This is a genomic window from Pseudomonas zeae, from assembly GCF_014268485.2.
Lineage (GTDB): Bacteria > Pseudomonadota > Gammaproteobacteria > Pseudomonadales > Pseudomonadaceae > Aquipseudomonas > Aquipseudomonas neuropathica.
Genome location: NZ_CP077090.1, coordinates 5,314,804 through 5,326,638, shown reverse-complemented (window position 1 = coordinate 5,326,638; position 11,835 = coordinate 5,314,804). Strand labels below are relative to the sequence as shown.

Annotated in this window: 9 protein-coding genes; 7 read left to right on the top strand and 2 right to left on the bottom strand. The window is 58.8% G+C overall.

The features are described 5' to 3' along the window. Positions 1 to 113: 113 nt before the first annotated feature. On the bottom strand, positions 114 to 1,637 hold the full coding sequence (locus HU754_RS23505) for a fumarate hydratase (RefSeq protein ID WP_007916251.1): 1,524 nt from the start codon (positions 1,635 to 1,637) through the stop codon (positions 114 to 116). Between the two features lie 577 nt (positions 1,638 to 2,214). On the opposite strand from HU754_RS23505, the gene HU754_RS23500 reads away from it, so the two are divergent. From HU754_RS23500 to HU754_RS23490, 3 genes are read left to right on the top strand one after another with little or no spacing between them, the layout of a single operon-like run. Next, complete coding sequence (locus tag HU754_RS23500; RefSeq protein WP_186623826.1) at positions 2,215 to 3,321, top strand: GGDEF domain-containing protein; 1,107 nt, start codon at positions 2,215 to 2,217, stop codon at positions 3,319 to 3,321. Then, on the top strand, positions 3,314 to 4,249 hold the full coding sequence (locus tag HU754_RS23495) for an iron-sulfur-binding ferredoxin reductase (RefSeq protein ID WP_093430519.1): 936 nt from the start codon (positions 3,314 to 3,316) through the stop codon (positions 4,247 to 4,249). The genes HU754_RS23500 and HU754_RS23495 overlap by 8 nt, the downstream gene beginning before the upstream one ends. 29 nt (positions 4,250 to 4,278) lie before the next feature. Continuing rightward, the gene (locus tag HU754_RS23490) at positions 4,279 to 5,028 is read left to right on the top strand and encodes an enoyl-CoA hydratase-related protein (RefSeq protein ID WP_186623827.1); all 750 of its coding nucleotides are present in this window, start codon (positions 4,279 to 4,281) and stop codon (positions 5,026 to 5,028) included. A gap of 238 nt (positions 5,029 to 5,266) precedes the next feature. On the opposite strand, the gene pyk is transcribed toward HU754_RS23490, so the two are convergent. After that, a complete protein-coding gene (gene pyk / locus HU754_RS23485; RefSeq protein WP_093430517.1) occupies positions 5,267 to 6,718 on the bottom strand; it encodes a pyruvate kinase in 1,452 nt (483 codons plus the stop codon). A gap of 90 nt (positions 6,719 to 6,808) precedes the next feature. Between pyk and HU754_RS23480 the strand changes: the two genes are divergently transcribed. The 4 genes from HU754_RS23480 to HU754_RS23465 all read left to right on the top strand — a co-directional run bounded on the left by HU754_RS23480 (position 6,809) and on the right by HU754_RS23465 (position 11,727). Next, positions 6,809 to 7,288 carry a hypothetical protein gene (locus HU754_RS23480; RefSeq protein ID WP_186623828.1) on the top strand — a complete coding sequence of 160 codons (480 nt, stop codon included), beginning with the start codon at positions 6,809 to 6,811 and terminating at the stop codon, positions 7,286 to 7,288. A gap of 84 nt (positions 7,289 to 7,372) precedes the next feature. Beyond that, positions 7,373 to 7,759, top strand: a complete 387-nt coding sequence (locus HU754_RS23475; protein WP_093430516.1) for a tetratricopeptide repeat protein — start codon at positions 7,373 to 7,375, stop codon at positions 7,757 to 7,759. Positions 7,760 to 7,987: 228 nt separating this feature from the next. After that, a complete protein-coding gene (locus HU754_RS23470) occupies positions 7,988 to 8,344 on the top strand; it encodes a PilZ domain-containing protein (protein WP_093430706.1) in 357 nt (118 codons plus the stop codon). A 245-nt stretch (positions 8,345 to 8,589) separates the two neighbouring features. After that, a complete protein-coding gene (locus HU754_RS23465) occupies positions 8,590 to 11,727 on the top strand; it encodes an Ig-like domain-containing protein (protein WP_225919936.1) in 3,138 nt (1,045 codons plus the stop codon). The last annotated feature ends 108 nt before the right edge of the window (positions 11,728 to 11,835 follow it).

The following is an 11,835-nucleotide window of genomic DNA, read 5'->3' as shown; positions in this document are numbered from 1 at the left end:
GCAAGATCATTTTGTATGCATTGGCAGGTTTTTTATCGCGATCGGTTTGCACAAACAAAAAACGGCCGGATCATCCATGGGATGAACCGGCCGTTTTAATGGAGGCGAAGCGCTTACTGCACTTCTACCGCCAGGCTTTCGCTGATCTTCTGTTGCCAGATCGCAGGGCCGGTGATGTGCACCGACTCACCCTTGCTGTCCACCGCAACGGTGACCGGCATGTCCTTGACCTCGAACTCGTAGATCGCTTCCATGCCCAGTTCGGCGAACGCCAGCACTTTCGACTTCTTGATCGCCTGAGCCACCAGGTAAGCAGCGCCGCCAACGGCCATCAGGTACACGGCTTTGTTGTCCTTGATCGCTTCGATGGCGGTCGGGCCGCGCTCGGATTTACCGATCATGCCCAACAGGCCGGTCTGCTCGAGGATCTGCCGGGTGAACTTGTCCATCCGCGTCGCGGTGGTCGGACCAGCCGGACCAACCACTTCGTCACCGACCGGATCAACCGGGCCAACGTAGTAGATGAAGCGACCTTTCAGATCGACCGGCAGGGTTTCACCCTTGTTGAGCATCTCGACCATGCGCTTGTGCGCGGCGTCGCGACCGGTGAGCATTTTGCCGTTGAGCAGGACGGTTTCGCCCGGCTTCCAGCTCTGCACGTCTTCCGGGGTCAGGGTGTCGAGGTTGACACGGCGAGCCGACGGACCGGCTTCCCAGACGATTTCCGGGTAGGCGTCCAGCGGTGGCGCTTCCAGCGATGCCGGGCCGGAGCCGTCGAGCACGAAGTGTGCGTGACGGGTGGCGGCGCAGTTGGGGATCATGCACACCGGCAGCGAGGCTGCGTGGGTCGGGTAGTCCATGATCTTCACGTCGAGCACGGTGGTCAGGCCACCGAGGCCCTGGGCGCCGATGCCCAACTGGTTGACCTTCTCGAACAGCTCCAGACGCATTTCTTCGATGCGGTTCTGTGGGCCACGGGCCTTCAGTTCGTGGATGTCGATGGATTCCATCAACACTTCCTTGGCCATGACCGCAGCTTTCTCGGCGGTGCCGCCGATGCCGATGCCGAGCATGCCCGGTGGGCACCAGCCGGCGCCCATGGTCGGAACGGTCTTCAGTACCCAGTCAACGATCGAGTCGGACGGGTTGAGCATGGCCATTTTCGACTTGTTCTCGGAACCGCCGCCCTTGGCCGCCACGTCGACTTCCACGGTGTTGCCCGGGACGATGGAGTAGTGAATCACGGCCGGGGTGTTGTCCTTGGTGTTTTTCCGAGCGCCCGCCGGGTCGGCGAGGATCGAGGCACGCAGGACGTTTTCCGGCAGGTTGTAGGCGCGACGTACGCCTTCGTTGATCATGTCGTCCAGGCCCATGGTGGCGCCATCCCAACGCACGTCCATGCCGACGCGCACGAACACGGTGACGATACCGGTGTCCTGGCAGATCGGGCGGTGGCCGGTGGCGCACATGCGCGAGTTGATCAGGATCTGCGCCATCGAGTCACGGGCCGCTGGCGATTCTTCGCGCAGGTAGGCTTCGTGCATCGCCTGGATGAAATCCACGGGGTGGTAATAGGAAATGAACTGCAGGGCGTCGGCAACGCTCTGAATCAGGTCGTCTTGCTTGATCACGGTCATGAGTCGCGCTCCTCTAAAAGACGGGAACATTCAATAAGGTGCCTGCGGCTTGGGTGCATCGGTCGGTCGCAAGCACCTTTCAAGGCACGCCGGGGCTGCTGGCGCGACGCTAAAAAGGCGCGGCAGTATAACGCGCCTCGGTGGGGCGTACACGCGCCGGCAATCATTCGTTGGTCGCATGGGTGGCGAATATCGGACAGCGGGTGTGCACTTCAAGAGCTACCCCCTCACCCCAGCCCTCTCCCCCAAGGGGGCGAGGGGGAAAGGGAGCCGATCTTCATGCTGTTCAAACCTGAGTTCGACTCGGGAAAGGGGGGGCGATGTTAGTGCTGTTCAAATCTGAGTTCGACTCGGTATTTCAGGTCGGCGTATCGCCAACAATCGACTCGGTCAGTCCCCTCTCCCTCTGGGAGAGGGCTAGGGTGAGGGGCTTTTGGCGGTATACGCAGGCCACACTTTTGACGTCAAATTTCGAGCCCGAAAATCGGTGGTCATTTATCGACTACGCCTCTAAAGTGGCAGCCGGTCTGTAGAGTAGGACACTCGGTCAGCCTCTTATCGCACGGTGAGTCAACGATTGACCCATAACGCCATTCAACGTCTTTTGCTCAAACGCTTTGCCCTCGCTGCGGCCACCTATGGATTGGCTTTGCTGCTGCTGTGGCTGGCGTTTTTCACGGGGCATTACGAGCAATCCCTGACTTCTGTGACCGTCGGCAGTGCGCTGGTGGTGATCAGCCAGTCGGTGCTGTTCGCACTGTTCTGGAGTGGGCGCAACCTGCGCTTTGCCGATCCCAGCCTGACCGAAGCGCAGGTGTTGATCGGTCTCGGCTGGCAGACCTGGCTGATCGCCCATCTGGATGAAGCCCGCGGCGCCTTTCTGGTGTTCTACGTGCTGATCCTGCTGTTCGGCCTGTTCCATCTCAGTCGACGGGCGTTCATCCGCTGCGCATTGCTGGTGTTCTTCAGTTTCTGTGCCATCACGCTGTGGGACGGTTACAACTTCCGCTTGCGCGAGCCGGCGCTTGCCGCTTTGCAGGTGTGCATTCTGGCAATGGTGCTGGCGTGGCTGGTGCTTTATGCGCGCTTCGTCCAGGTTTCGCGGCAACGCCAGCGTCAGCGCCGGTTTGCCTTGCAGGCGCATCAGGACACTCTGCGCGGGATGATGCGCCAACTGGAAGATCTGGTCGCCACCGATGAATTGACCGGGTTGTTCAATCGTCGGCATTTCCTGCGTCTGGCTACGCGAGAGCTGAATGAAATGGACGACGATGTCGTGCACGGTCTGGCGCTGATCGACCTCGATCATTTCAAACGCATCAACGACCTGCACGGCCATGCCGCCGGCGATCAGGTGTTGCAGGCCTTCGCCGGCGTTGCCCAGGCGTGTCTGCGCGACGGCGATGTGCTGGCGCGTTATGGTGGTGAGGAATTCGTTGTGTTGTTGCCCGATTGCGACGCCGAACGGCTGACTGCTTGCTGTGAACGTCTGCGTATTGCCTTTACTGACGTTGAACTGGTCGGCCTGAATGTGCGCAACCTCAGCCTGTCGGCCGGCATGACGCTGTTGGCGTTGGGCGATGATCTGGACGACGCCTTGCAGCGCGCCGATCAGGCCTTGTATCGGGCCAAGCGTGACGGGCGCAATCGTTGTGCGGCCGCGTGGGAGAACGTCGATGCCTGAACTTCGCGTCGGTGAACGACAATGGTCAGTGGCCGCGGGCTGCAATCTGCTCGATGCCCTCAATCAGAATGGCGTCGCCGTGCCTTACAGCTGCCGCGCCGGCAGTTGCCATGCCTGTCTGGTGCAATGCGTGCAAGGCCTGCCTGCCGACAATCGGCCGGACGCCTTGAGTGCCGAACAGCGTCAGCAAGGCTGGCGCCTGGCGTGTCAGTGTCAGGTCGTCGAAGACTTGCAGGTGCACACCTTCGACCCGATCACCGATGGTCGCCCGGCAGTGGTCGAAGCGCTGGACTGGCTCAGCGACAGCGTCCTGCGCTTGCGTCTGACCCCGCAACGGCCGTTGCGCTACAGCGCCGGGCAACATCTGGTGTTGTGGATCGGGCACATTGCGCGGCCGTATTCGCTGGCGAGTCTGCCGGAAGAAGACCGCTTTCTCGAATTCCATCTCGATTGCCGCCAGCCTGGTGAATTCAGCGATGCCGCACGAAAATTGCAGATCGGCGATCCGATCCGTCTCGGTGAACTGCGCGGCGGTGCTTTGCATTACGATCCCGACTGGCACAGTCGCCCCGTGTGGCTGCTGGCCGCTGGCACCGGTCTGGGCCCTTTGTTCGGCGTGCTGCGCGAAGCCTTGCGCCAGGATCACCAGGGCCTGATCCGTGTCATTCACGTGGCTCATGACGATCGCGAGCACTATCTGGCCAAACCCCTGGCGGCACTGGCTGCGCAGCGGGAAAACCTCAGTGTCGAGCTTTGGACGGCGGCCGAGTCAGCCGCCGCTTTGGCGCAACTGCGCCTTGTCTCCCGGCAAACCCTGGCCTTAGTCTGCGGCTCGACGGCCAGCGTAGACGCCTTCGCGCGGCGTCTGTACCTGGCCGGATTGCCGCGCAATCAACTACTGGCTGACGTGTTCCTGTCCCGTGGTTGAGCGCTGATATTTCAGACGCGAGACACATCATGACCGAAGCCATCCTGCTGGAACGCGAACGCGGTTTGCTGACCCTGCGCTTGAACCGCCCGGACAAGAAAAACGCCCTGACCCGCGCCATGTACAGCCGCCTCGCCGAGGCGCTGAAACAGGCCGATGGCGACCCGGCGATCAACGCCGTGCTGATTGCCGGCAGCGCCGAGTGCTTCACGGCCGGCAACGACATCGCTGACTTCATCCAGCAACCACCGAGTGACCTCGACAGCCCGGTGTTTCACTTCATGCTTAACCTGCTTGAGTGCCGCAAACCGGTGATCGCCGCGGTGGCCGGCGCGGCGGTGGGCATTGGCACCACATTGTTGCTGCACTGCGATCTGGTTTATGTGGCCCGCGATGCGCGGTTGCGTATGCCATTCGTCAACCTGGGTTTGTGCCCGGAGTTCGGCTCCAGCCTGATCCTTCCACGTCTGCTTGGGCAGGCCAAAGCGGCAGAGTTGTTGTTACTGGGCGAAGGCTTCAGCGGTGAACAGGCGGCGCAGTGGGGGATTGCGACCGAAGCATTGGGTAGCGGCGCTGCGGCGCTAAGCAAGGCGCGGGAAATGGCGCTGCGTTTCGATGAACTGCCGGCCGAAGCGGTGCGTATCAGCAAGCAATTGATGCGAGCGCCGGATCGCGAGTTGATTCGTAAGGTGATCGAGGAGGAGGGCGCATTGTTCACCCAGCGCCTTCGTTCGCCAGAAGCAATGGTGGCGTTGACCGGGTTTATCAAACGGCATTAAAAAGCCAACCCTCACCCCAGCGAGAGGGAGACGACCGAGGTGTAATGCGCCATACATCGACTTGAAAGAAACGGTCGGATTCAGCGCAGAGCTATCAGGTCGGTGCAATTCTGCAATATCTCTCAATCGGTTCCCTCTCCCTCTGGGAGAGGGCTAGGGTGAGGGGCTTTCGATTCAACGCAGACAACAAAAAGCCCCGGCACTCACATGCCGGGGCTCTTGTTTTTCAGCGCGTCACTCAGACCTGCGGGTCGCCCACGTGCAGGATCTTCATGCCGTTGGTGCCGCCAGTGGTGTGGTAGCTGTCGCCCTTGGTCAGGATGACCCAGTCGCCTTTTTCCACAACGCCGCGTTTGGTCAGCTCGTCGATGGCCTTCTGGCTGACTTCGTGCGGTTCCAGCGAAGCCGGATCGAACGGAATGGTGTACACGCCACGGAACATTGCCGCGCGGGCCTGGGCTTCGCGGTGCGGGGTGAAGGCGTAGATCGGCACCGAGGAGCGGATACGCGACATGATCAGCGGAGTGAAGCCACTTTCGGTCAGAGCGATGATCGCTTTGACGCCCGGGAAGTGGTTGGCGGTGTACATGGTCGCCAGCGCGATGCTTTCGTCGCAACGGCTGAATTCCTTGCCGATACGGTGGCTGGAGGTCTTGCCGGTCGGGTGCTTCTCGGCGCCGACGCAGATGCGCGCCATTGCCTGCACGGCTTCCAGCGGGTACAGACCAGCGGCGGATTCCGCGGACAGCATCACGGCGTCGGTGTAGTCGAGTACGGCGTTGGCTACGTCGGACACTTCAGCGCGGGTCGGCATCGGATTCTGGATCATCGACTCCATCATCTGGGTCGCGACGATCACCGCCTTGTTGTGGCGGCGTGCGTGCAGAATGATTTTCTTCTGAATGCCGACCAGTTCGGCGTCGCCGATTTCCACACCGAGGTCACCACGGGCAACCATCACCGCGTCGGATGCCTTGATCAGGCCGTCGAGGGTTTCGTCGTCCGCTACGGCTTCAGCGCGTTCGATCTTCGCCACCAGCCAGGCAGTGCCGCCGGCTTCGTCGCGCAGTTGACGGGCGTATTCCATGTCGGCAGCGTCACGCGGGAAGGACACCGCGAGGTAGTCGACCTCCATTTCTGCAGCGAGCTTGATGTCGGCCTTGTCTTTTTCAGTCAGGGCCGGCGCGGTCAGACCGCCACCGCGACGGTTGATGCCTTTGTGGTCGGACAGCGGGCCGCCGATGGTCACGGTGCAATGCAATTCTGTTGCGGTGGCGGTATCCACGCGCATTACCACGCGGCCGTCGTCGAGCAGCAGCTCGTCACCCACGCCGCAGTCCTTGACCAGATCCGGGTAGTCGATGCCGACCACTTGCTGGTTGCCTTCGGTCAACGGATGGCTGGTGGAGAAGGTGAACTTGTCACCGATCTTCAGCTCGATCTTCTTGTTGGCGAATTTGGCGATACGGATTTTCGGGCCTTGCAGGTCGCCGAGCAGGGCGACGAAACGGCCGTGCTTGGCGGCGAGGTCACGCACCAGCTTCGCGCGAGCCTTGTGCTCGTCGGGGGTGCCGTGGGAGAAGTTCAGACGGGCAACGTCCAGACCAGCCAGAATCAGCTGTTCGAGAACTTCCGGCGAGTTACTGGCCGGGCCAAGGGTAGCGACGATTTTGGTACGACGGACGGACATGCAAAGACTCCTGAGTTCAAGCGCTAGCGAAGGCTACTATGCTCGAAGGGTGTAGTCATTGTTCGTTTGCACTACTTATCGTTTTCTTTATTGAACGCAGCGTTTTTCAATTCGACGTTCCAGGCAATACACCGTTCATCGGAACTGGTATTTCTTACAGGTGTCACCCGGTTTTCCTGTCGGTATAAAAAATCGCATCTCGCCAATGGTTGGCGAGGTGAAGAGGCTGCCGACATGACCGTAAAAAAAGACGCATCTGAAGCACTCGAGCCACCAGTGATTACTTCACCGCAAAATGGGGATAGACCAGGTGCAAGGTTTGTCGTGAAGGGGACCGCTACTCCTGGCAGTACCGTGCGCGCTTACAGCACCAAGGATTCTTTGAGTCCGCTTTTCAATCAAGCTGTTGGCCCTGGTGGCGACTGGTCGAATTTGATAGACCTGCGGCAGTTCGGATTCTACGTTGTCGAGGTTGCACCCAACGGAGAAGTCTCGCCACGTTCACCCGTCGTCACAATCCATCTCGCGTCCGAGCTGTCCGCGCCGCACAACGATGCCGTTGACTCCTGACGACTCGATTCGCTGCAGCGTGCAAGGCGGCATTGAAGATTTCCAGTCGCGGGTCGATACAGAGCACAAGACAGGAGAACCCCCATGCGATTGTTGCCCATTGCCGCCCTTGCCCTCAGCGTCCTCGCCGTTTCGGGCTGCACCCGTTGGTCGATGAACCACCATTTGAACAACGCCTACAGCGCCTACGATCGTGGCAACTGCGAGCAGGTCATGCTCGAACTGTCCAAGGTCGAACGCGCCAGCCGTGCCCGCCCTTACGTGTGGCCGGAAGTGTCGATGATGCGCGGCCAGTGCTTGGAACGGCAGAAAATGTTTGTCGACGCGGCGCAGACCTATCAGTTCATCATCGCCTCGTACCCGAACAGCGAATACGCCTATCGCGCCCGTGCACGTCTGGAAACCTTGCAGAGCCTGGGCCATTACCCGACGCGCAGTGCCGCTGCCGTGGTGCGCCCGACCCGTTTCTGATGACAGTTGTCATACAAAATCTGGCCGTGTGTACAAGCTGAGCTATAGTCGAATAACCCGGATTCGGCACCGCGTTCTGAACCCGGAGCAACACCTGCGACTGGCAGTTGTAAGGTGACGGCGACGTAGCGACCGTCACACCGGAAGCGGGGAGAGCGAGCCTGCGATGCAGGCACGTTCCGAAGCAAGGTGCGGCTCTGTGACGGAGCCTTGCATGGCGAACTGCGCATGTTTACCGAACGGATTGAACGGCATCAGTTGCCGTATTTCCTCAGAGTGTTCAACAGCGTCACCGACAAGCCCATCGGTTTTCTCGGCAACCTCTCCGAAGACGGGCTGATGCTCATCAGCCAATTGCCCATGATGGTCGGCGTGGACTTTCAGTTACGCCTGAAAATCCCCGCCAGCGATGGCTGCCAACAGGTGATCGACTTCACCGCGTGCTGCGTGTGGTGCCATGAAGACGCCACGCCGCTGCACTACGACGCCGGCTTCGTCCTGCAACGCGCCCCGCCGGAATTTGGGCAGCTGGTGCAGGCGTTGCAGCGTTATTTCAGTTTTCAGCCGTTGCCGGCTTCGGCCTGATTCAAACTGTCAGACGTTTCGCGTGCACTCGCTTCACCTTCGATCTATGACGTGCAGGTATCCGTAGGAGCAGCTTTGTGTTCCGGGCCAAGGGTGCTAGCCGGCAGGCGGTGGTCTGCCGCTTTTGGAAGAATTACCGTTGGTCGGGACTGTCAGGTTTTACAGGTGCCCGCATTGTGAGAGCAGCCGTAGTCTGAGCAATCGTCATTTTTTGGAAAATGACTGCCGACTGTGGAGCGCGACAGATGACATCTGACGAAGAAAAGGATATCGGACACAAGCCAGAGTTTAAAAAGGATGAACTCCGGCCGTCAGTGTCAGACGCGGGTTCATTATCTAACGCTGGGAATATCGAATCGGGTGGCCATGAACTCCGTAAGCCGGATACGGTACAGGTCGTTAAACCGGATAACCTTGCTTGGGTCGAGAAGTCATTCAATTTGCGTTTTATATTGCCGATGGTTGATGGGGTTCATCAAGTCTGGATATATGTCCATGTTGTTAATGAATGGGCGTATGAATTGTCCGGTGAATGGTTTAACGCTGAGGGGTTTCATGATTGGGAGATTTCTTCAACTTTGTCTGGGATCGCTCAACTGAGTATTCGATGGAGGTATGGATCCGAGTTTTCAGACTACACCACTCGAAATTATTTCATTACTTCCGAACCTATAGCTGAAAATATTCAAGGAACCGTGTTGAGCGGGTCGGGTGGTGAGCTTGGCGAATGCGTTCCGGTACTCGTCGATGGAGACGATACTACTGTTATCGGTCAGAAATTTTCTGGCGGTGGGAACTGGAGAGTCAATGTTTCCCAGAATTTACCTATCGGCTATATAAACGTCTTTATTCGGCAATCCGTTAGTCACAATGCTCAAAATCATTCTAGAGACGGGAAGACCAAAAGGATCCTTAATCTCACTGTGCCAAAGCTGACTTCACCCTCTGTCAATGAGACCGTGGGGGCGGGGACGTTATTGTTTAAAGGTACTGGGCATCCTGGCTTGACTCTTCAGATTGTCAGGGCAGATAACCACTCTGTAATTTTGAGTGATCCGCTTGAAACGACGACGGTGTTGTGGGAGATGCCTAGGGTGATGTCGGATATCAACAGCGGTGAATTGAGCGTAAAAGTCAAATATCAGCACCTCGCTATTGGGGTTGGTTACACCGATCCCAGTACCTTTATGGTTGTTGGTTGGCCGCGCATCCCGAAACCTGTATTTGCGCAAGATCAGTCATTTGTTCTTGAGGGCGATAACGGTCTGCGCGATGCAACGATTGTAGTGTACCTGGACCTGACAACTTCCCTGGTGGGAGTGGGCAGGGTGTCGAACGTTAACGGTAGTTGGAGCGTGTCTGTCGCCGAGTTGCCGCCGGGGCCGGTCAGCCTGGTGGCTGAACAGGTTTTTCAAAACGTCCCTTCCGGTCGCGGCGAGCCGCGTGCTTTCCGGATCCGCCCTCCACAACTGGAAATACCTGAGGTCACCTTTCTCCCCGATTCAAGCTTGAAATTCTCCGGCAACGGCCATTTCGATCAAAACCTCAGGACCGAAATCCAGTTCTCTGCCAGCAACGGCTCGCTGCCTTTGCCTCCCAACGTCCGCGTCGATGGGCAAGGCGAGTGGGAAACTGCCCCCGTTGTCTGGCCTCTGGGCAGCTACGATGTGACGGTGATTCAAAAGATCGCCGACAACGCCAATGGCTGGATCGAATCGCAGCCTCTCGAGTTCAAAGTCCACAACAACATGCCGGATATCACCGAGGCGAGCTACACCGAGGAGTATCTACCCGTCTTCAGCGGCAAAGGTTACACAGGCGCCACCGTCTCGCTCAGGTTTCCCGATACAACCGAGGCTGCACGAAGTGTAGTGGTCGTGAATGGCCAATGGTCGACTCCGGCATTGGTGGAGTGGGGGCCAACCAAAACGCGGGAAGTGCGCATTACACAGCATCTGGGAGACCATTCCTCGCAACGTCCTTTCAGCTTGCACGTCACGATTCCACCGCTGGCGCCAGGCCTGGATGATCCTTCCGGGGAAGGGCTGGAGCCGATATTCAGTGGCACTTGTTGGTCTGGAGCGGTGGTAAAGCTCCGGTTCAGCGACGACGGCTTGGAGTACGAAGCGGATGTGGAGGGTGAGCGCTGGGCATTTCAGCGAACCAAAGCATTTGAACCTGGAGTCCTCCACCGCGTCACCGTTACCCAGATCGTTGTCGATCTCCCTTCAGTGCCGGCATCGAAAACCTTCACTGTCCACAGAGTCATGTTGCAACCGCTCATCGTCGCGCCGGTATCCGGCACAGAAGTGGGGTACGACGTCACCATTGAAGGTGATAACGGCATGCAGGGCGCGATGATGCAATTGCATGACAGCCAGATGGGAAGAACGCTGGGTGCTCCGCTCGAATTGCTTGAGGAGGGCAAATGGTCGATCGAACTACGCGATCTGGAGCTGAGGCCTTACTTCCTCCATGCGCAACAGATACTTAACGGGCAAGAGTCGACCAACAGCGCTGTGCACGAACTCAAGGTGGTGGTGCCGCCGCCTCGATTCACGACGCCGATCCCTGGCGGGAAAGCGCCGCGCACCTCGAAGATTGCTGGCACTGGCCGAACTGGCGCGCGGGTGGAGGTCTGGCTGGAAGGCGCTACTGAGCCATTGCTGACGGATATTGAGGTGAACGCATCAGACAACTGGGAAGCCGAAGTGAGTTTGCCGGTGGGAATCACAACCATCTGGGCTTTTCAAACCTTCGTCCACAATGGCACTCCACAACGCTCTCAGCCCAATGAGCGTTTGCGTTACAAGGTCGTGCCGGCGACTCCGTTTATCGAAACCCCGACTGCCGATGACCATGTCGGCCGACGGGTCGTGGTGTCGGGTTTCGCGACGCCCGGCGACACCGTGACCGTGACGCTGGGTAGCGACCAGGCAAGCGCCGAGGTGCGGGAAAACCGGACGTGGTCGGTAACGCTGAAGCCTGGGCAAAACGAAGGCAATCATGAGCTGGAAGTTGTGGCGGCTTACGAAGGGTTTGAATCCGATAGCGCGAAACGCACGGTTCAGCTGGCAACTTATCTGCCCACCATTGAGATACCCGCGCCGGGACGCTGGGTCAGCAACCCGGTGCTGTTTGCCGGCACGGGCCGTCAAGGTGTCGGTGTTCTGGTCGACCCGTTCAACCCGGACAAGACATGGGCAGCGTCGATTCAGGTCGACCCTGACTGGCAAGGCCTGTCTGACCAAGCGCTACCGTTGGGTGGCAACTGGTGCCGTTTCAAGCTGCAACCAAGCGATAGCGATCCGCTGGGTTCCGACTGGATCGCCAGTGAGCGGTTTGAAATCGAATCAGCACCGACGGATAAATCACGCTTGTAAATTTCCGATGAACGGGCATTAAACCTGTCACTTCTGACAGTTGGCGGCTGCTGCGTTCAAGCGCTAAATCCTTATGGAAAGCTAGGTCCGCCTGACAAGACAGTCAGG